Origin of the sequence: Sphingomonas sp. EC-HK361, assembly GCF_902498785.1 — a bacterium.
Classification (GTDB): Bacteria; Pseudomonadota; Alphaproteobacteria; order Sphingomonadales; family Sphingomonadaceae; genus Sphingomonas.
In genome coordinates this window covers 195643-215509 of record NZ_LR701494.1, presented here as the reverse complement: position 1 = coordinate 215509, position 19867 = coordinate 195643, and the positions used below count along the sequence as shown (strand labels likewise).

At 64.8% G+C, this 19867-nt stretch carries 17 protein-coding genes and 1 tRNA gene; 13 read left to right on the top strand and 5 right to left on the bottom strand.

What is annotated here, in order from left to right; genetic code table 11:
* Positions 1-16: 16 nt before the first annotated feature.
* Entirely contained in the window at positions 17-3373 is a 3357-nt protein-coding gene (gene carB / locus BOS5A_RS08180) for a carbamoyl-phosphate synthase large subunit (protein WP_151954736.1), read from the bottom strand.
* 259 nt (positions 3374-3632) lie between these two features.
* Positions 3633-4898 (bottom strand): glutamine-hydrolyzing carbamoyl-phosphate synthase small subunit, encoded by a 1266-nt coding sequence (gene carA, locus BOS5A_RS08175; protein WP_151954735.1) that lies wholly within the window; start codon positions 4896-4898, stop codon positions 3633-3635.
* A gap of 96 nt (positions 4899-4994) precedes the next feature.
* Between carA and BOS5A_RS08170 the strand changes: the two genes are divergently transcribed.
* From BOS5A_RS08170 to BOS5A_RS08140, 7 genes are all read left to right on the top strand, one after another.
* Positions 4995-5447: a GatB/YqeY domain-containing protein gene (locus tag BOS5A_RS08170; protein WP_151954734.1), complete on the top strand. Its 453-nt coding sequence runs from the start codon at positions 4995-4997 to the stop codon at positions 5445-5447.
* Positions 5448-5509: 62 nt separating this feature from the next.
* Positions 5510-7387: a DNA primase gene (gene dnaG / locus BOS5A_RS08165; protein ID WP_151954733.1), complete on the top strand. Its 1878-nt coding sequence runs from the start codon at positions 5510-5512 to the stop codon at positions 7385-7387.
* Entirely contained in the window at positions 7387-9417 is a 2031-nt protein-coding gene (gene rpoD / locus BOS5A_RS08160; protein ID WP_151954732.1) for an RNA polymerase sigma factor RpoD, read from the top strand. Before dnaG ends, rpoD begins: the two co-directional genes overlap by 1 nt.
* 347 nt (positions 9418-9764) lie before the next feature.
* On the top strand, positions 9765-10694 hold the full coding sequence (locus BOS5A_RS08155; protein ID WP_151954731.1) for a PAS domain-containing protein: 930 nt from the start codon (positions 9765-9767) through the stop codon (positions 10692-10694).
* A gap of 127 nt (positions 10695-10821) precedes the next feature.
* The gene (locus tag BOS5A_RS08150; protein ID WP_151954730.1) at positions 10822-11457 is read left to right on the top strand and encodes a DUF6975 family protein; all 636 of its coding nucleotides are present in this window, start codon (positions 10822-10824) and stop codon (positions 11455-11457) included.
* 77 nt (positions 11458-11534) lie between these two features.
* The gene (locus BOS5A_RS08145; protein WP_151954729.1) at positions 11535-12389 is read left to right on the top strand and encodes an AAA family ATPase; all 855 of its coding nucleotides are present in this window, start codon (positions 11535-11537) and stop codon (positions 12387-12389) included.
* Positions 12386-13246 (top strand): DUF817 domain-containing protein, encoded by an 861-nt coding sequence (locus BOS5A_RS08140; protein ID WP_442800523.1) that lies wholly within the window; start codon positions 12386-12388, stop codon positions 13244-13246. Before BOS5A_RS08145 ends, BOS5A_RS08140 begins: the two co-directional genes overlap by 4 nt.
* Here BOS5A_RS08140 and BOS5A_RS08135 read toward each other — a convergent pair.
* A complete protein-coding gene (locus BOS5A_RS08135) occupies positions 13218-14285 on the bottom strand; it encodes a class I SAM-dependent methyltransferase (RefSeq protein WP_151954727.1) in 1068 nt (355 codons plus the stop codon). The two genes, BOS5A_RS08140 and BOS5A_RS08135, sit on opposite strands and share 29 nt — an antisense overlap.
* Positions 14286-14515: 230 nt before the next feature.
* Between BOS5A_RS08135 and BOS5A_RS08130 the strand changes: the two genes are divergently transcribed.
* Both BOS5A_RS08130 and BOS5A_RS08125 read left to right on the top strand, forming a co-directional pair.
* Complete coding sequence (locus tag BOS5A_RS08130) at positions 14516-15076, top strand: CHAP domain-containing protein (protein ID WP_151954726.1); 561 nt, start codon at positions 14516-14518, stop codon at positions 15074-15076.
* Between the two features lie 59 nt (positions 15077-15135).
* Positions 15136-16314, top strand: a complete 1179-nt coding sequence (locus tag BOS5A_RS08125; protein ID WP_151954725.1) for a vWA domain-containing protein — start codon at positions 15136-15138, stop codon at positions 16312-16314.
* 3 nt (positions 16315-16317) lie between these two features.
* Here BOS5A_RS08125 and BOS5A_RS08120 read toward each other — a convergent pair whose 3' ends face one another.
* Positions 16318-16461, bottom strand: a complete 144-nt coding sequence (locus tag BOS5A_RS08120) for a hypothetical protein (protein WP_199857295.1) — start codon at positions 16459-16461, stop codon at positions 16318-16320.
* Positions 16462-16639: 178 nt separating this feature from the next.
* Here BOS5A_RS08120 and BOS5A_RS08115 point away from each other — a divergent pair, with 178 nt between their 5' ends.
* From BOS5A_RS08115 to fdhD, 4 genes are all read left to right on the top strand, one after another.
* Positions 16640-17002, top strand: coding sequence for a hypothetical protein (locus tag BOS5A_RS08115; protein ID WP_151954724.1), 363 nt, complete (start codon positions 16640-16642; stop codon positions 17000-17002).
* 74 nt (positions 17003-17076) lie between these two features.
* A complete protein-coding gene (gene rimO / locus BOS5A_RS08110) occupies positions 17077-18402 on the top strand; it encodes a 30S ribosomal protein S12 methylthiotransferase RimO (protein ID WP_151954723.1) in 1326 nt (441 codons plus the stop codon).
* A gap of 1 nt (position 18403) precedes the next feature.
* Positions 18404-18940, top strand: a complete 537-nt coding sequence (gene mobA / locus BOS5A_RS08105) for a molybdenum cofactor guanylyltransferase (RefSeq protein WP_199857294.1) — start codon at positions 18404-18406, stop codon at positions 18938-18940.
* A gap of 116 nt (positions 18941-19056) precedes the next feature.
* A complete protein-coding gene (gene fdhD, locus BOS5A_RS08100) occupies positions 19057-19767 on the top strand; it encodes a formate dehydrogenase accessory sulfurtransferase FdhD (RefSeq protein WP_325058553.1) in 711 nt (236 codons plus the stop codon).
* Here the strand turns inward: fdhD and BOS5A_RS08095 are convergent.
* A tRNA-Met gene (locus tag BOS5A_RS08095) sits at positions 19724-19800 on the bottom strand. The genes fdhD and BOS5A_RS08095 overlap by 44 nt on opposite strands.
* Between the last annotated feature and the right edge of the window lie 67 nt (positions 19801-19867).

Sequence of the window (19867 nt, the reverse complement as noted above, 5' to 3'; positions counted from 1 at the left end):
CTTCAATTGTCGGGGATCAATTGTGCGATTGCGAATAATAGGATTGCAGCGGCTTGACTTCAAGGTGCGCGTCGCCCCCCGCCGCGATTGCCTTGGCTGCCTCCACGCTGGCCGGGGCCGTCGTGAAATACGGAATCTTCTGCCCCAATGCCGATGCGCGGATCGGCTGTGAATCCTTCAGGCTCTGCCACCCTTCGGTCGTGTTGAAGATCAGGTCGATCCCGCCGTCCTTGATCCGATCGACGATATGCGGGCGGCCTTGCGCCACCTTGTTCACCCGCTCGACCGGGATGCCCGCTGCTTGGAGATGATCCGCCGTGCCGCCGGTCGCGACGATCGACCAGCCGGCATCGACCAGCGTCCGCGCCGCGCCTGCGATCTGCGCCTTGTCGCCGTCCTTCACGCTGACGAACGCGGTGCCCGTGCGCGGCAGGATCGTGCCTGCGCCAAGCTGAGACTTCGCAAACGCAGTGGTGAAGTCCTTATGGATTCCCATGACTTCGCCAGTGGATTTCATTTCCGGTGACAACACCGGATCAATCCCGGGGAAGCGATTGAAGGGGAACACCGCTTCCTTCACCGCATAATAATCGATGTGACGGTCGATCGGCGGCAGGTCGGCAAGCTTCTCCCCGGCCATGACTCGCGCGGCGATCTTGGCGATGGGCGTGCCGATCGCCTTGGCGACGAAGGGCACGGTGCGGCTGGCGCGCGGGTTGACCTCGATGAGGTAGACCTTGCCGCTTTTCACCGCGAACTGGATGTTCATCAGCCCGACGACCGATAGCGCCTGCGCGAGTGCAACAGTTTGGCGCTCGATCTCGGCGATGACGTCGGCCGAGAGGCTGTAGGGCGGGATCGAGCAGGCGCTGTCGCCGGAATGGACGCCGGCTTCCTCAATGTGCTGGAGCAGCCCGGACACCACGACATCGGTGCCGTCGGCGATCGCATCGACATCCACCTCGATCGCGTCGCGTAGATATTGATCGATGAGAACCGGTGAATCGCCAGACAATTGCACCGCGGTCTGGATATAGTCTTCGAGCTGCTGGTCGCTATCGACGATCTCCATCGCGCGCCCGCCAAGCACGTAGCTCGGCCGCATGAGGACCGGGTAGCCGATGCGATTAGCGACCGCGAGCGCCTCTTCCCGACTGCGCGCGATGCCGTTCGCTGGCTGCTTGAGCTTCAGCTTGTTGACGAGCGCCGCGAAACGCTCACGGTCCTCGGCCAGATCGATCGCATCGGGTGATGTTCCCAGGATCGGAATCCCCGCCGCCTCCAACGCGCGCGCGAGGTTGAGCGGTGTCTGCCCGCCGAACTGAACGATAACCCCGACGAGCTCGCCCTTCGACTGCTCGACATGCAGGATTTCCAGTACGTCTTCTGCCGTCAATGGCTCGAAATAGAGGCGGTCCGAGGTGTCGTAGTCGGTCGAGACCGTCTCCGGATTACAGTTGACCATGATCGTCTCGAACCCGGCATCCGCCAGCGCGAAGCAGGCGTGGCAGCAGCAATAGTCGAACTCGATCCCCTGCCCGATCCGGTTCGGCCCACCGCCCAGGATCACGATCTTGCGCCGGTCGGACGGCTGCGCCTCGTTCTCCGGCTGGCCGAAGCCTGTTTCGAGCGAAGTCGAGAAGCTGGGCGCTTCGTAGGTCGAATACATATAGGGGGTCTTGGCGTCGAACTCCGCCGCGCAGGTGTCGATCCGCTTGAAGACAGGGCGGACGCCGAGCTTCAACCGGTGCTCGCGCACCTCGTCCTCGGTCACCCCGCCGGTCATCGCCTTTACCGCCTCGTGGATCAGCCCCGATCCCCGCGCGATGCCGCGCTGCATCCCCGCCAGATGCGCCGACTGGAGCGCAAGCCAGGCGAGCCGCTTGTCGCTGAACCCCATGGCTTTCAGCCGCCGCATGCCCGGTTCGTCGATCGGAAGGCCGTGCGCCATCACCTCGGCTTCCGCCGCAACGATCTCGGCGATCCGCTCAAGAAACCAGGGGTCGTATTTCGCGATCGCGTGGACCTCGGACACGGTGAACCCCTCACGCAGCGCCTGTGCCGCCACGAGCAGCCGATCGGGCGTGGCTAGTGCGAGCGCCGCCTCGATCTCGGCGCGCGGCGCGCCGACGAGCCGGTCGACCTGATTGAAACCCGACAGCCCCGTCTCAAGCCCGCGGAGCGCCTTTTGCAGCGATTCGTGGATGTTGCGCCCGATCGCCATGACTTCGCCGACCGACTTCATCGCCGTGCCGAGCACCGGCTCCGCGCCCTTGAACTTTTCGAAGGCGAAACGCGGGATCTTGGTGACCACGTAATCGATCGTCGGTTCGAATGACGCGGGTGTGGCGCCGGTGATGTCGTTTTCGATTTCGTCGAGCGTATAGCCCACCGCGAGCTTCGCCGCGACCTTGGCGATCGGGAAGCCGGTCGCCTTGGATGCGAGCGCCGACGACCGAGAGACGCGAGGGTTCATCTCGATGACGATGAGCCGCCCGTCCTTGGGGTTGACTGCGAACTGGACGTTCGAACCGCCTGTTTCGACACCGATTTCCCGCAACACCGCGATCGATGCGTTGCGCATGATCTGGTATTCCTTGTCGGTCAGCGTCAGCGCCGGCGCGACGGTGATCGAATCGCCGGTGTGAACCCCCATCGGATCGACATTCTCGATGGAACAGATGATGATGGCGTTGTCCGCGCGGTCGCGGACCACCTCCATCTCATATTCCTTCCAGCCGAGCAGCGACTCCTCGATCAGCACCTCGGTGGTAGGTGACAGGTCCAGCCCGGAGCGGACGATGGTCAGGAATTCCTCGCGATTATACGCGATCCCGCCGCCCGACCCGCCCATCGTGAAGCTGGGCCGGATGATCGCCGGCAGCCCGACCTTGTCGAGCCCTTCCAGCGCCTCGGCCTCGGTATGCGCGATCGCCGAGCGCGCGCTTTCCAGCCCGATCCGGTCCATCGCATTGCGGAATTTCAGCCGATCCTCGGCCTTGTCGATCGCCTCGGCATCGGCGCCGATCATCGTGACGCCGAACTTCTCCAGCGTGCCGTCGCGGAACAGCGCGAGCGCGGTGTTGAGCGCGGTCTGCCCGCCCATCGTCGGCAACACCGCATCCGGCCGCTCCGCCTCGATGATCCGCGCGACGACTGCGGGCGTGATCGGCTCGACATAGGTCGCGTCGGCCAATTCCGGATCGGTCATGATCGTCGCCGGGTTCGAATTGACCAGGACGATCCGGTAGCCCTCTTCCTTCAGCGCCTTGATCGCCTGGGTGCCGGAATAGTCGAACTCGCACGCCTGCCCGATGACGATGGGGCCGGCGCCGATGACGAGGATGGAGGAGATGTCGGTGCGTTTGGGCATTAGTAAGTTATCACCTCGACGGAACCTCCCAAAAAGGCCCCCGGATAGTGTTTATCGCGCCAGCGGACTGCGCAGATATGCTCTTCAGATTTGAACAGATAATCCGTTTTGATCTCGCGTCTCCCGTGCTTAGTTTTCACGTTCTTGAAGTCGCAATTACTTAGCGCGATGACGGCCTCCCGACGAAATCGAGCGTCTCCACTGACCGTTGTAACCGCAACAGTCCCTGATGTCGCCGCAACGAAGAATAGGACGAAGTTCACCGCAACGACCCCACGAACCGCTCGAACAAATAGAAGCTGTCCTGCGGCCCGGGGCTTGCCTCCGGATGATACTGCACGCTGAACGCCGGCCGATCCGTCAGTTCCAGCCCCGCGTTCGAGCCGTCGAACAGCGACACATGCGTTTCGCGCGCATTCGCCGGCAGGCTGTCGCGCTCTACTGCGAAGCCGTGGTTCATACTCGTGATCTCGACCGCGCCGTCCGAGAGGCGCTTGACCGGATGATTGGCGCCGCGATGGCCCTGGAACATCTTGGTCGTCTTAGCCCCCACCGCGAGCGCGAGGAGCTGGTGGCCGAGGCAGATGCCGAACAGCGGCTTGCCGGCTTCCAGCAGCTGCCGGATCACCGGGACGGCATACTCGCCCGTCGCCGCGGGGTCGCCGGGGCCGTTCGACAGGAAGATGCCGTCGGGGGCGAGCGCCATGATCTCGTCGAAGGTCGCGGCTGCGGGGACGACGGAGACTTTCGCGCCGGCGTGAACGAGGTTGCGGAAGATGTTGTGTTTGCTGCCGTAATCGATGGCGACGATGTGGGGCTTCTCGACTTCGGTTCTCGACAGGCTCGACCCTTCGCTCGAAACGAACGGGGCATTAGGGGTTCCGTTCGGTTCGAGCAGCTTCGAGCGAAGCCGAGAAGCGTCGGTCGAGAACCCGTCGCCATACCCGAACCCCAGCCGCCAGACGCCGCCATCCCAGCCGCCATGCGTCTCGCGTGTCACGGCCTTGGCGAGATCCTTCCCCTCCAGCCCAGGCCACGCGCGCGCCATCGCCAGCAGCGCATCGACGTCGAACACCCCATCCGGCGCATGTGCGATCACCCCGTTCGGCGCGCCGCCCGTTCTGATCCGCCGCGTCAGCGCCCGCGTGTCGATGCCGGACAGGCCGATCCGCGCATGCCGCTTCATCCAGCCGTCTAGACGCTCGACCGCGCGGAAGTTCGACGGTGCGGTCACGTCCTCGCGCACGATCATTCCGAGTGCGTGGGGCATATCCGCCTCCACGTCATCAGGGTTCGCGCCGACATTGCCGATGTGCGGGAAGGTGAAGGTGATGATCTGCCCGGCGAAGGACGGGTCGGTCATGATCTCCTGATAGCCGGTCATCGCGGTGTGGAAACACACCTCGCCAACCGCCTGCCCTTCCGCGCCAAAACCGCAGCCCCACACCACCTCGCCGCTCGCCAGGACGAGGACTCCCGTCGCCCCTTCAGGTTTTGGCGCAAGGCTAGCGTTGGCGTCGGCCATGATCGGCGGGCACTCCTTGAATGGATCAGCGATGTCGCTAAGCCCCGTGCGCTAAGGCCGCCCATCCGCGGCGTCAATCTGATATGAGATGAACCCATGATTCGAGACGACATCAAAGCCGCCCAGATCGCCGCGATGAAGGCCGGCGACAAGGACGCGCGCGGCGCGATCAGCCTGATGCAGGCCGCGATCAAGAACCGCGATATCGAGGCGCGCACCGGCAGCGCACCCGCGGATGACGACGCGCTGGTCGTCGAGGTTCTGCAGAAAATGGTGAAGCAGCGCCGCGAATCGATCGAGATGTACGAAAAAGGCGGCCGCCAGGAACTGGCCGACGCCGAAAAGGCCGAAGTCGCGGTGATAGAGCGCTTCCTCCCCACCCAGATGAGCGAAGCGGAGACGACGGCTGCGATCGAGGCGATCAAGGCCGATCTGGGCGCGGCCGGCATGAAGGACATGGGCCGCGTGATGGCGGAGCTGAAGGCGCGCCATGCGGCGAACCTCGACATGTCGAAGGCGAGCGGGCTGGTGAAGGCGGCGCTCGGCTAACTATTTTCGCGCGGCTTGCCACCGCCCCGCCTATGAGGGCATGGGTGTGATATAATGCCTGTGTGACCCTCACCCCCGCCTTCCTCGACGAACTGCGTGCGCGCACCGCGCTGTCGACGCTTATCGGCAAGACCACGAAGCTCACCAAGGCGGGCCGCGAATATAAGGGCTGCTGCCCGTTCCATAACGAGAAGACGCCCAGCTTCTACGTCAATGACGAGAAGGGCTTCTACCACTGTTTCGGCTGCTCGGCGCATGGCGACGCGATCCGCTGGATGACCGACCAGCGCGGACTGCCGTTCATGGATGCGGTGAAGGAGCTTGCCGCCGCGGCTGGGCTCGAAGTCCCCGCGCAGGACAAGCGGTCAGCGGAGAAGGCGGAGCGCGCGAAGGGCCTGCACGACGTCATGCAGGCCGCGGCCGACTGGTTCGAGGCGCAGCTTGGCGGGCTGGACGGCGCCGAGGCGCGCGCATTGCTCGAACGCCGCGGCGTCACCGATGCGGCCCGACGCGCCTTCGGCTTCGGCTTCGCGCCCGACGCTCGAGGCAAGCTGCGCACCGCCTTGCGCGATTTCGGTGACGCGATGCTGATCGAGGCGGGGTTACTCATCAGCGTTGAAGGCAAGGAGCCCTACGACCGGTTCCGCGGCCGGTTGATGATCCCGATCCGCGACCAGCGCGGGCGCGTGATCGCGTTCGGCGGGCGGATCATCGGAGACGGCGAGCCGAAATATCTGAATTCGCCCGACACCCCGCTCTTCGACAAGGGCCGCACGCTCTACAATCTCGACCGGGCGAGCCCCGCGACGCGCAAGGCCGCGCGGGTCTTCGTGGTCGAGGGCTATATGGATGTCGTCGCGCTCGCCCAGGCGGGGATCGGCGAAGCGGTCGCCCCGCTCGGCACGGCGCTCACCGAGCATCAGCTGGAGCGGCTCTGGCGGATGGTCGACGTGCCCCTCTTGTGCTTCGATGGCGATGCGGCCGGTCAGAAAGCCGCGATCCGCGCCGCGCACCGTGCGCTGCCCCTGCTCGCGCCCGGGCGAAGCCTCGCCTTCGTCACGCTGCCGCAGGGACTGGACCCCGACGATCTGGTAAAGGCGAAGGGCGCGGCCGGGTTGGAGCTACTCGTCAGCGAGGCGGAACCGCTTGTCGATCGGATTTGGACACATGAATTCGCAGCGGAACCACTAACCACACCGGAGCAGCGCGCCGGGCTCAAGAGCCGGCTTGGCGAGCTGGCGCAGACGATCGCCGATCCCTCAGTGCGCGGCGAATATCAGGCGGAGTTCCGCAACCGCTTCGATGACGCGTTCGTCCGCAAACGGCCGGAATGGACGCCGCGTGCACCGCGCAAGCCCGGCCAGAAGTGGGCGCCCCCACCCGCCCCTGTCACCGAAGACGCGAAGGCGTTCCGCGCCGCCGGCATCGACCGTGTTCTCGCCAAGGCGGTGCTGGCAGGGTTGATCCGCCATCCCATCGAGATTGCACGCCATATGGAGGTGCTTGGCGGCCTGCGTCTGGCTGGCGGCGCGCTGGGGCGGCTGTTCGAAGCAGTGGTCGATCTCGCGCTGGAAGATCAGGCGCTTGATAGCAGGCGCCTCGTCACCATATTGGTGAAATCCGGTTTCGAAACGGTCGCCAACGACCTGCTGAGAGCCGACACGATGCCGTATTCGTTCACTCAAGCCAGTGCCGATCCCGCTATCGCCCGTTCCGATCTGGACGAAGCGATCGCGATCCTTGTCGCAAGGCCTGAGGTCGACGCGATGCTCGCCGAGGCAACATCGACGATGCAGGCGCGTTTCAGTGACGAGGCATTCGAACGGCAGGTTGCGCTGGTGAAGGAGAAGCAGGCGCTGGAGCTTCGACTTGCAAATCTCGTGCAGTCGAACGAAGACGCCCGCGCGTTGGGACAGGCCTTAGGACTTAGGGAAGATTGATGGCGAAGGCGAACATGGCGGAAAACCCCGAAGTGAATGAAACCGGGGACGCTCCGCTGATCGACTTGAACGACGCGAACGTGAAGAAGCTCTTCGCGCGGGCGAAGAAGCGCGGCTACATCACCTACGACCAGCTGAACGACGCGCTGCCGCAGGACCAGATGTCGTCCGATCAGCTCGAGGACATCATGTCCGCGCTGAACGAGATGGGCATCAACGTCGTCGAGAACGAGGAAGCCGGCGAGGAAGGCGATTCGGACGAGGCGGCCGAGGAAGAGGTGGAATCGGTCGATTCTTCCGATGACAACGCCCCGCCGGTCGAAGCGAAGAAGAAGGAGACGGTCGATCGCACCGACGATCCCGTCCGCATGTACCTCCGCGAGATGGGGGCGGTCGAGCTCCTGTCACGCGAGGGCGAGATCGCGATCGCCAAGCGGATCGAGGCCGGACGCGACACGATGATCCTTGGCCTGTGCGAATCGCCGATCACCTTCAACGCGATCATCGACTGGTCGACTGCGCTCAACGAGGGCACAATGCAGCTGCGCGAGATCCTCGATCTCGACGCCATGCTCTCCAAGGACCCCGCTCCCGAGAGCCTGAGCGACGACGAGGAAGACGGCGACGGCGAGATCAGCGAGAAGAACGCCGGTCCTTCGTTCAAGGAGGAGGAAGAACCGGAAGAGGCATCCGCCGACGACGACGAGGAATCGATGACCGAGCGGCGCACGCCGCGCCCGTCCGACGACGAGGAAGAGGACAACACGCTCTCACTCGCGCAGATGGAAGAGACGCTGAAGCCGCAGGCGCTCGAGAAGTTCGCGAGCATCACCGCGCTCTACAAGAAGTTCTCGAAGATGCAGCAGTCGCGCCTTGACGCGATGGCGGTGGGCGGAGAGCTGTCGACTGGTGACGAGCGGAAGTATCAGAAGCTGCGCGAGGAGCTGACCGCAGAGGTCGAAAGCGTCCAGTTCCACAACGCCAAGATCGAATATCTCGTCGATCAGCTCTACAGCTTCAACCGGCGCCTGACCGCGCTGGGCGGTCAGATGCTGCGGCTGGCGGAGCGACACAAGGTCAACCGCAAGGATTTCCTCGACCGCTACATGGGCCATGAGCTCGACGACACCTTCCTGGCGACGGTGAACGGCCTCGACAAGAAATGGACGGCGTTTGCGACCAACGAGGCCGATGCGGTCGATCGCATCCGCATCGAGATCGCCGAAATCTCGCAGCAGACCGGCATGGCGCTCGGCGAGTTCCGCCGCATCGTCAACATGGTCCAGAAGGGCGAGCGCGAGGCGCGGATCGCCAAGAAGGAAATGGTCGAGGCCAACCTGCGCCTCGTGATCTCGATCGCCAAGAAATATACCAATCGCGGGCTGCAGTTCCTGGATTTGATCCAGGAGGGCAATATCGGCCTGATGAAGGCGGTCGACAAGTTCGAGTATCGCCGCGGCTACAAGTTCTCGACCTACGCGACCTGGTGGATCAGGCAGGCGATCACCCGCTCGATCGCCGATCAGGCGCGCACCATCCGCATTCCGGTTCACATGATCGAGACGATCAACAAGCTGGTGCGCACCAGCCGCCAGTTTCTCCACGAGCAGGGCCGCGAGCCCACGCCGGAGGAAATGGCGGAGCGGCTGAGCATGCCGCTCGAGAAGGTCCGCAAGGTGATGAAGATCGCCAAGGAGCCGATCTCCCTCGAAACGCCGATCGGCGACGAGGAGGATTCGCATCTGGGTGATTTCATCGAGGACAAGAATGCGGTGATCCCGGTCGATGCCGCGATCCAGGCGAACCTCAAGGAAACGGTGACGCGGGTGCTGGCGAGCCTCACGCCGCGCGAGGAGCGCGTGCTGCGCATGCGGTTCGGGATCGGCATGAACACCGATCACACGCTGGAGGAGGTCGGCCAGCAATTCAGCGTGACGCGCGAGCGTATCCGTCAGATCGAGGCGAAGGCGCTGCGCAAGCTCAAGCACCCGAGCCGCAGCCGCAAGATGCGTTCCTTCCTCGACCAGTAAGCAAAGAAAATCCCGGCGGAGAGGGACCAGCGCCCCGCCGGGATATGTTGCCTGCCTCCTTTGCAGGCCTTGTGCATTCGCCTGCCGGACCGTGCGGCGAACGGCTTTTCTGGGACCCTCGCGGCCCATTTCATGTGATGCCGCGACAGCCATGCTTCTAGCGTCGGGACGTTACGCGAGCACTGTCGCCATTCGGACAAAAACTCCGCAAACTGCGTAGTGCTAGGCCCGGCCTTGTCGCCCGCGGCCAAAACTGTTCGCTCCAATGCTAAGCCCCATCTCGCAAAGAATGTCCGTATCGGAGGGGTTCGGTTGCGTGGCCCCGCTTGGCTGGGGATCACCGACACATGATCCCGCATCCCCCGGTCCCGCAAAGTCGCGTCCCGCAAGGTCATGATCGCGCGAATCTCGTCACGGCGTCCGTCCTGGTGCGCCAGTTCGGTGTCTGGCAGGAGCGCGCCGCGCACGCGCCCGTCTATATCCTTCACCGCGGTCGCCCGCGGCTGGCGATGCTCTCGGTCGAGATCCTCGAGGCCCTGCTTGCGCCCGCAGCACGGGATGCCGATCCGCAGGGAGGCGCGTCCGAGATTATCGATTCTGTTCCGTCACCGCTGTTGCTGGTCGACGATCAGGCACGGATCACGGCGATCAACGGCGCGGCTCGCGCTTTGCTCGGCGCGCGTCCCGGCAACGGCACGACGCTGACTGCGCTGGCCGGAACCTCGGCCGGGCCGCTCGCATCCGCCATCCAACGCGCGTCGTCGGGTTCGCTTGGTGAAACGGCAGAAATCGCGTCCCCGCGCGACTCGGCCCGCACCCTCGCACTGACCATGACTCCGGTCCATGACGGGCTACTCGTCGCGATCACGGATGCGACTCTCAACGACGACATCCGGACGATTCAGGCCGAACGTCATGCCGAGGTCGAGGCGCGACAAGCAGCAGGCCGGTCCGCAAGCGCGCGGATTTCGTTGCGCGGCTATGTCGAAGTGCCCGACGAGTCGCTCATGGCGCTCACGGGGCTTGCTGCCGAAACGCTTGCGACCGCACGGTTCGTGTCGCTGTTCGACGTCGCCACCCGTGTGTCGGTCGGGTCCGCGATGGAGCGGGTCATCGATGGCAGCGGCGCTACCGGCCTCTCCGCTACCCTGCTCGTCAATCGTGGCGACCCGCTGTCCGTGCGAGTCGGCCTCGCGCCGATCCGCCGCGGGGCCGCCTCGATCGAGGGGGTCAGCGCCGCGATCGCGCACGCCGGCGATGATTTTCGGGACGGCTAACGTGGCATAAACCCTGTCTTTACGCGCTTTGCTATATCCCTGCTGCGAAGGACGGTGCCGCGGCGCCATGATCCGGTGGCACCACGGACGGGACAGCAGGATTTTGAACAGCGCAGAACGGGCATCGATGGCGGTTTCGGCGGGCGGGCTCGGCTCGCTGGTCGGACTGGACGGCAGCGACAGCCTCGCCCACGTCCATCGACTGTGCGGCTACCAGTCGCCGATGGTCGACCTGGCGGATGCGGTTCACGGCATCTGCGCAGTCCACGGCGCGCACCCCGGCATCGTCGATCACGCTCTCGCGCGCGATGGCGGCAGCCCCGCGGCCGAATGGCTCGCACGCGCCGCCACCGGGTTTGCAGTTGAGCGCACATACATCGCGACGCTGACGGCCTCGGTCGGCCCCCTGCCCTCGACTCCCGGCCAGGCGGAAACCGAAGCCGCGCTCGTCACCCAGCGTCATGCCCTCGACATGCTCGCCTGCTCCGATCGGTTCGGCGTTTCGTTGGGTGCGGCGGTGGCGCTGGTCCTCGACTGGCCGGCGATCCGCACGCTTCTGGATCACGCGGCCGAACGCTCGGGTATTGCGTGCGATGCGATGCTCCTGCCTCGTCCGGCAGCGACCAACGCGATGCTGGGTGCGCTTGCGCTGACGCCGGCGATCGACCGCGCGATGAAGTTCGGCACGCAGCAGGTCCTCGCCCAGCACCGCGCGCTGTGGCAGCTCCTGGAAGCGCGCGCCGAGGCCCGCGGCGCCCGCTGACCCGCGGCCGGGTTGCGCTGCCTCCCCAAAGCCCGCTATCGCCAGACCCGGTCTTCGAAAAGGACGGGACGGACGGCATGCAGCGCTTCGAGGGAACCCACAGCTACGTCGCAACCGACGACCTGAAAGTCGCGGTCAACGCGGCCGTCACGCTGCGCCGCCCGCTGCTGGTGAAGGGCGAGCCCGGAACCGGCAAGACCGTCCTCGCCTATGAAATCGCGAAGGCGGTCGGCGCGCCGCTGATCGAATGGAACATCAAGTCGACGACCAAGGCGCAGCAGGGCCTCTATGAATATGACGCCGTCGCGCGGCTGCGTGACGGGCAGCTCGGCGACGAGCGGGTGCACGACATCGCCAATTACATTCGCCGCGGCAAATTGTGGGAGGCGTTCACCCAGCCCGCCCCGCCCGTGTTGCTGATCGACGAGATCGACAAGGCCGACATCGAGTTCCCAAACGACCTGCTTCAGGAGCTCGATCGGATGGAATTCCATGTCTACGAGACCAAGGAGACGGTGCGTGCGGCCGAACGCCCGATCGTCGTCATTACCAGTAACAACGAGAAGGAGCTGCCCGACGCGTTCCTGCGCCGCTGCTTCTTCCACTACATCAAGTTTCCCGATCGCGAGACGATGCAGGCGATCGTCGACGTGCACTTTCCGGGTATCCAGAAAATCCTGGTCTCCAGGGCGATGGACATCTTCTACGACGTGCGCGACGTCCCCGGCCTCAAGAAGAAGCCGAGCACGAGCGAGCTTCTCGACTGGCTCAAGCTGCTGCTGCACGAAGACATGCCGCTCGACGTGCTGCAGAACCGCGATCCTACGAAGGCGATCCCGCCCTTGCACGGTGCGCTTCTGAAGAACGAGCAGGACGTGATGCTGTTCGAACGGCTGGCGTTCATGGCCAAGCGTCAGGCGAACAAGGGCTGACACCGCCCGCGATCGACGCGACGCGCTTCGCACGGATTCGCGCGCGGCTGGAGGCGGCGCAGCCGACCCACGGCGCACCGGCTGCCCTTTACGAATTCGCGCTGTTCGTCTTCAAACAGGGTTGGGCCTGCCTGTTCGGCGCGCTGATGCTCGTGCTGCTGCTTGCCACGCACCTCTGGTATCCCGCCGGCGCACCGCTGGCGCGGTATGACGCATTGGTGATCGGCGCGGCCCTCATCCAGGCCGGCATGCTCGCCTTCCGCCTCGAGACGCATGACGAGGCATGGGTGATCCTCGCCTTCCACGTCGTCGGCACCGTCATGGAGTTTTTCAAGACGGCGCACGGATCGTGGATCTATCCGGAGCCGAGCCTGCTGCGGGTCGGCGGCGTGCCGCTGTTCTCGGGGTTCATGTATGCAGCCGTCGGCAGCTATATCGCGCGGGTCTGGCGGATATTCGCGTTCCGTTTCACCTACTATCCCGCGCGGTGGATGACTGTCGCCCTCGCGGCGGGCATCTACGCCAATTTCTTCACCCACCACTGGGTCTATGACCTGCGCTGGCTGCTCTTCGCGGTCACGGCGGTGCTTTTCCGGCGCTGCCGCGTGCATTTCACGCCGTGGCGCGCCGAGCGATCGATGCCGCTGCTCGTCGGCTGGTTTCTGGTCGCGAGCTTCATCTGGTTCGCCGAAAATCTCGGCACCTTTGCGCGCGCGTGGGTCTATCCGGCGCAGCGCGATGGCTGGGCGCTCGTCTCGCCCGAGAAGTTGGGCGCATGGTATCTGCTGATGATCATCTCCTTCGTGCTCGTGTCGCTGATCCGCAATCCTACGCACGGGCCTCGAGAATCATGTTGAACGGCCCTTCGGCGGCGCGGCGCACATGGGCGAACCCGGCATCGTTGAGCACGCCGGTAATTGCCGCCTCCCCTGCCTGTGCACCCAGCGCTTCGCCAACTTCCTGCGCCAGCGACGTCGGCACGCAGATCATCGTCGAGGCATTGTAGTAGAGCCGGCTGACAGGGTTGCCCATATTGTCCGCCGGCCTGTCCGCCGCGATCGGCTCGACGATCATCCACGCGCCGCCGGTGGCGATCATCCCGCGGACATGGCGCGCGCAGCCGCGTGGATCGCCCATGTCGTGGAGGCAATCGAAGGCGGTCACCAGATCGAAGTCGCGCTCGGCGATGTCCTTCGCCGCTGCCGTCTCGAACCGCACGCGGTCGCCGACGCCGTGCGCCCTCGCGTGCGCGTTGGCCTCCGCGATCGACGGCGCGTGGAAATCATAGCCGACGAACTCGCTCTCAGGGAACGCGTCCGCCATCAGCAACGTCGAAAATCCGACCCCGCATCCGATATCGGCGACCTTCCCGCCCGCGCGCAACTTGTCGGTGACCCCGTCGAGCGCCGGCAGCCAGTTGGCGACGACATTGTTGAGATAGCCCGGGCGGAAGAACGCCCCGACCGCACAGAACAGGCACCCGGCCGATTCTCCCCAGGCGACGCCCTCGCCGGTCCGGAAGCCGTGTTCGACCTTCGGCTCGCCCTCGATCATCGCCGCGGCCAGGTCGAACGCGCCTTCGAGATAGACCGGGCTGTCCTTGACCGCGAAGATCATCGCCTGTTCGGGCGAAAGGCTGAAACTGTCCGCATCGCCGTCATAGCTAAGGTAACCATTGGCCGCCTGCGCGAGCGCCCATTCGCGCACATAGCGCTCGGCAAGCCCGCCAGCGCGCGCGGCGAGCTGTGCCGCCGTTGCGGGGCCGCCTTCCTGCAGCGCCTCGAACAATCCCAGCCGAAATCCTATGCGCGTCGTCGGAACACCATAGGCGCCGCCAAGGTCGCCGAGCATCTTCCCCACCAGCGCGTGGAGCCGCGATTCGTCGAAGTCTTCCATTGGTCGGTCCTAGCCAACGGCCCTGTTAGGCCAGTTCGCGACGCCGACCGGACCATAGCAAAATTTGGCCACTGCGTCATCGGATGGATCGGAACCGCCGCTCGCCCCGCCGCGAAAATCGCGATTTCGTCGCAAAAACAACAGCTACGGATGGACCGCGCCAAAGGTTAAGCGCATCTTAACCTTTCCGGCACACGCTTGGGCAAGAGCGGGCCGGGTAGAGGGGCTGCATGCGAGGCGTGTCGTATCTTGCGGGATTGTGCTTGCTGGCATCGACCAGCCTGCCCGCACACGCAGCCTCGTTGCTCGACTATGTCGGTCAGTGCGTGCCGTTCGCGCGGGCGGCATCGGGCATTCAGATCTATGGCGATGCATGGACGTGGTGGGGCCAGGCACGCGATCGTTATGACCGCGGCGACACGCCGAAGGTCGGCTCGGTCATCGTCTTCGCCAAAACCGCGCGGTTGCCGCTGGGTCATGTCGCGGTCGTCAGCCGGGTTGTGGAGAAGCGGGTCCTGATGCTCACCCATGCCAACTGGTCACGCCAGAATGGCGAGCGCGGTCATGCCGAGCAGGACGTGACGCTCTATGATGTGTCGGACGACAATGACTGGAGCCGCGTGAAGGTCTGGTACAGGGACAGCGACGGGCTGGGCGGCGGAATCTACCCGGTCTACGGTTTCATCTACGGGCACGGCCACGCCGCAAACGAACTGACTGCGCGCGCCCCCGATTTCGTCGGCGCCCTGATCGATGCCTACGCCCCCCGCTACGGTGCGATCACCCGCTAGGGGTTGTCCTCGCCCTTCGCGCTCTGCCATGGTCTCTGCGAACAGCGCAGGCCATACCGATGTTTCTGAACTTCCTCGACGAGCTTCGCGCGGCCGGCATTCCCGCCAGCATGAAGGAGCATCTGGTTCTCCTCGAAGCGCTCGACCGTGACGTCATTTCGCGCACACCCGAGGACTTCTACTACCTCGCCCGCGCTACCTATGTGAAGGACGAAGGGCTGCTCGACCGGTTCGATCAGGTCTTCGCCAAGGTCTTCAAGGGGATCGCGGCCACCTACGGCACGCAGAACGCCGAGATCCCGACCGATTGGCTGAAGGCTGTCGCCGAGAAATATCTGACGCCGGAGGAAATGGAGGCGATCAAGTCGCTCGGTTCCTGGGACGAGATCATGGAGACGCTCAAGAAGCGTCTGGAGGAGCAGCAGAAGCGCCACGAAGGTGGCAACAAATGGGTCGGCACCGGCGGCACCTCCCCGTACGGCAATTCGGGCTACAATCCCGAAGGCGTCCGCATCGGCGGCGAATCGAAACACAAGCGCGCGCTGAAGGTCTGGGACCAGCGCGAGTTCCGCAATCTCGACAACACGCGCGAGCTCGGCACGCGCAATATCAAGGTTGCGCTGCGTCGCTTGCGCCGGTTCGCACGCGAAGGGGCCGCCGACGAGCTGGATATCGACGCGACCATCGATGGCACCGCACGGCAAGGATGGCTCGACGTTCATATGCGCGCGGAGCGGCGCAATGCCGTGAAGCTGCTGCTGTTCCTCGACGTCGGGGGATCGATGGATCCGTTCGTGAAGCTATGCGAGGAGCTGTTTTCCGCTGCGACGAGCGAGTTCAAGAACCTCGAATTCTTCTACTTCCATAACTGCCCTTATGAAGGCGTATGGAAGGACAACACGCGCCGCTTTTCGGAGCGGACACCGATGTGGGACGTGCTCCATAAATTCGGGCACGACTACAAGCTGATTTTCGTCGGCGACGCGTCGATGAGCCCGTATGAGATCACGCATCCCGGCGGCTCGGTCGAGCACTTCAACGAGGAAGCGGGTGCGGTGTGGATGCACCGGATGACGACGACCTACCCGGCGGCGGCCTGGCTCAATCCTGTGCCCAGGGAGCAGTGGGGCTATTCGCAATCGGTCAAGATCATGCGCGATCTGATGAACGACCGTATGTTTCCATTGACGCTCGCCGGGCTCGACGAGGCGATGCGCGAACTGACGCGCAAGCGGTAAGCGTCAGCCGCCGAGCGCGGCGAGCTTCGCTTCGTAGATCTGAACGAGCGCCAGGCGCCGTTCCCGCGCGGCGGATGTCAGCGCACGGTGCGCGGCGGCACGCTCCGACTGCATACGCCGCAGATAATAGCGAACATCTGATTCCATCGTGGCGATCCCACCCCGGCGACTCGACCCGAAATGTGTCATACTCACATGGATTAATCCAACCAGCCCATGCGCCGGACTCTGTCCACGAAGCGACCGATTGCTGCGACGATCGGAACAATAAGGGCGGTTGTCCGGTTCAACCCGTAACACATTCGCAACGACGGAGGATCTTTCGATGTCCAGCATCCCCAACGCCGCCATGCCGCACCCGAAGCCGCACGAGGACGAGCCCGCGAAAAAGCCCCGGTCGGTGAAGCAGGCGGCAAAGGACGTGGTCGCCAAGGTCAAGGCCGATCCGCGGACGAAAACCGTGACGAAGGCGGTGAAGGATAACCCGAAGACCGCTGCCGCGATCGGCGCGACCGTTCTTGCGGGCGCGGCAGCCGCCATTGCCGCCCCCTTCGTGATCGACAAGGACAAGCCAACCCGGAAGACCGCGCCGAAGAAGACGGCGGCAACCAAGACGCCCGCCAAGAAGCCGGCTGCGAAAAAGCCCGCCCCCCGGAAAGCGCCTGCAAGCAAGCCGACGGCGCACTGATCCTCAACTTGTGATCGTCGGCGTCGCGCGGCGGCTGGAAAAGCGGACCGAACTCGCCTATGGGGCGCGTTCTCATGGCAACCCGTCTTCCCTCCCCGCCGCGCGTCGGCATGGTTTCGCTCGGCTGTCCCAAAAATCTGGTCGACAGCGAACGCATCCTTACCCAGCTTCGCGCCGACGGCTATCAGATGTCGCCCGACTATGCCGGGGCCGACGTCGTGCTCGTCAACACCTGCGGCTTTCTCGACAGCGCCAAGGAAGAGAGCCTGGAAGCGATCGGCGAAGCGATCGCCGAGAATGGCCGTGTCATCGTGACCGGGTGCTTCGGCAAGGAAGCTGAGGCGATCCGTGCGCGCTTCCCCCAGGTTCTCGCGATCACAGGCGCACACGAATATGAGCAGGTTGTCGAGGCGGTGCACGAGGCTGCACCAGCGAACCTCTCACCCTATCTCGATCTCGTGCCCGATGCCGGGCTCAAGCTGACGCCGCGCCACTACAGCTATTTGAAGATTTCAGAGGGCTGCAATCACCGCTGCGCCTTCTGCATCATCCCCAGCCTGCGCGGCGATCTCGTCAGCCGCCGTCCTGATGCGATCCTGCGCGAGGCGGAAAAGCTGGTCGCGGCGGGCACGCAGGAGCTGCTGGTCATCAGCCAGGATACCTCGGCCTACGGCGTCGACATCCGCCACGCGTCGAAGTCGTGGAAGGGCCATGAGGTCCGCGCGCACATGACCGATCTGGCGCGCGAGCTCGGCAAGATCGCGCCGTGGGTGCGCCTGCATTATGTCTACCCCTACCCGCACGTCGATCAGGTCATCCCGCTGATGGCGGAGGGGCTGATCCTCCCCTATCTCGATATTCCTTTCCAGCACGCCGCCCCCGCAGTCCTGCGCCGGATGAAGCGCCCGGCCAATGAAGCGAAGGTGCTGGAGCGTATCCATAGCTGGCGCGCGCTCTGCCCGGATATCGCCATCCGATCGACCTTCGTCGTCGGCTTCCCCGGCGAAACGGAGGACGACTTCCAGTATCTCCTCGACTGGCTGGACGAAGCGCAGCTCGACCGCGTCGGTGCCTTCCGCTTCGAACCGGTGGAGGGCGCGTCGGCCAACGCGCTCCCCGATCCGGTGCCCGAAGCGGTGAAAGAGGAACGCTACGCACGCATCATGGAAAAGACCGCGGCGATCTCCGCAGCAAAACTCCAGGCGAAGATCGGCCGGACGCTAGATGTCATCATCGACGCTGTGGGGGAAGAAGGCGCGACGGGTCGCTCCTATGCCGATGCGCCCGAGATCGACGGCGAGGTCCAGCTGCGCGATGCGGGCCATCTGACGGTCGGCAGCATCGTGCCGGTGGTGATCGAGGATGCCGACGAGCACGACCTGTTCGGCGTTCCTGCCTGACATGGTGCCCGCGCCCAGAGTGCTGGGTGCGATCATCGCCGGCGGCGCGGCACGACGTTTCGGTAGTGACAAGGGCGCGGCGCTCTTCGCTGGACGTGCGTTGATCGATCATGCGGTTGCGACACTTGCACCGCTGGTGGACGACGTCGCCATCGTGGGTCGGAAATGGGTGGGGCTCCAGTCCGTCCCGGACAGGCCAGGCCCCGGCCTAGGCCCCATGGGCGGTATTGCAGGCTCTCTCGGCTTCGCCCGCGACATGGATTATGCCGGCGTGCTCACCATGGGTTGCGATACGCCTGTCGTTCCACCGGCTCTCCTGAAGCGTTTGCTCGCCGAAGACGCGGCCTGGTGCACCGACAATCCGGTCATCGGCTTTTGGCCCGTCAGGAGCGCCGGCGAGGCTCTTGCCTATGCCGCCAGCGATCCGAAGCGTTCGGTGCGCGGCTGGGCCTCTTCGATCGGCGCCGTCGGCATCGCCTGGCCCGGCATCGCCAATCTCAATACGCCCGACGATCTCGCTCGGCTGGAAGCACGGTGAGTAGCCGAAGCGAGGCTCCGTGCGCCCTGACGCCGCATGGGCTTGAGAGGCACGCTCGCGACGTCGCGGTCGAAACGCCCGTCGCGATCGAGGTAGACGGTTTCGGTTATGCGGTCATGATGATGACCCCCACGCAATTGGCGGACTTCGCGCGTGGCTTCATGCTCACCGAGCGCCTGGCCGACACCATCGACGATATCCGCGCGATCGAGCCGTTCGAAACCGATCGCGGCTGGATCGTCCGTGTCGCACTCGCGCCGCGCTGCCGCGCCCGGATCACGGACAGGGTGCGGCACCGCACGAGCGACACCGGGTGCGGTCTCTGTGGTATCTCGGGTCTGGAACAGATCGACCGCCCCGTCGCCGCACTTGCGCCGCAGCCGCGAATTCAACGCACTGCCCTGTTTGCCGCCATCGCAGCGATCCGCGACCATCAACCGCTCAATCGGCTCACAGGCGCAGTCCACGCGGCTGCGCTCTGCGACCGCACGGGCGCGATCGTCATGGTTCGGGAGGATGTCGGCCGCCACAACGCGCTCGACAAGCTCATCGGTGCGCTCGCCGTGGACGGGCGGGGCGTGGACGGCTTCATCCTGCTCACCTCGCGGGTCAGCTTCGAGATGGTCGACAAGGCGCTGGTCGCCGGCGCGCCGATGGTCGTCGGCATCTCCGCGCCGACCACGATGGCGATCGATCACGCCCGTGCGCACCGCCTCACCCTCGTCGCGCTCGCCCGGGCGGACGCGATGCTGGTGTTCAACGATCCGTGGAAATGCCTCGGCGTGGTAGCGGAGGAGGGACTTGAACCCCCGACCCCAGGATTATGATTCCCGTGCTCTAACCAGCTGAGCTACTCCGCCCAACCACGCTGAGGAGGGGCGCCTATAGGTGCGCGGCGCGGCCGCCGTCAAGCGCGGTTTCGTCTTT

Coding starts and splice junctions, on each gene's coding strand:
- BOS5A_RS08150 (WP_151954730.1), top strand. CDS start 10,822: ATGGCGGTTTCGGCGGGCGGGCTCGGCTCGCTGGTCGGACTGGACGGC.
- BOS5A_RS08125 (WP_151954725.1), top strand. CDS start 15,136: ATGTTTCTGAACTTCCTCGACGAGCTTCGCGCGGCCGGCATTCCCGCC.
- BOS5A_RS08115 (WP_151954724.1), top strand. CDS start 16,640: ATGTCCAGCATCCCCAACGCCGCCATGCCGCACCCGAAGCCGCACGAG.
- fdhD (WP_325058553.1), top strand. CDS start 19,057: ATGATGATGACCCCCACGCAATTGGCGGACTTCGCGCGTGGCTTCATG.
- BOS5A_RS08170 (WP_151954734.1), top strand. CDS start 4,995: ATGATTCGAGACGACATCAAAGCCGCCCAGATCGCCGCGATGAAGGCC.
- carB (WP_151954736.1), bottom strand. CDS start 3,373: ATGCCCAAACGCACCGACATCTCCTCCATCCTCGTCATCGGCGCCGGC.
- BOS5A_RS08135 (WP_151954727.1), bottom strand. CDS start 14,285: ATGGAAGACTTCGACGAATCGCGGCTCCACGCGCTGGTGGGGAAGATG.
- carA (WP_151954735.1), bottom strand. CDS start 4,898: ATGGCCGACGCCAACGCTAGCCTTGCGCCAAAACCTGAAGGGGCGACG.
- BOS5A_RS08155 (WP_151954731.1), top strand. CDS start 9,765: ATGATCCCGCATCCCCCGGTCCCGCAAAGTCGCGTCCCGCAAGGTCAT.
- BOS5A_RS08120 (WP_199857295.1), bottom strand. CDS start 16,461: ATGGAATCAGATGTTCGCTATTATCTGCGGCGTATGCAGTCGGAGCGT.
- rpoD (WP_151954732.1), top strand. CDS start 7,387: ATGGCGAAGGCGAACATGGCGGAAAACCCCGAAGTGAATGAAACCGGG.
- BOS5A_RS08130 (WP_151954726.1), top strand. CDS start 14,516: ATGCGAGGCGTGTCGTATCTTGCGGGATTGTGCTTGCTGGCATCGACC.
- rimO (WP_151954723.1), top strand. CDS start 17,077: ATGGCAACCCGTCTTCCCTCCCCGCCGCGCGTCGGCATGGTTTCGCTC.
- mobA (WP_199857294.1), top strand. CDS start 18,404: ATGGTGCCCGCGCCCAGAGTGCTGGGTGCGATCATCGCCGGCGGCGCG.
- BOS5A_RS08145 (WP_151954729.1), top strand. CDS start 11,535: ATGCAGCGCTTCGAGGGAACCCACAGCTACGTCGCAACCGACGACCTG.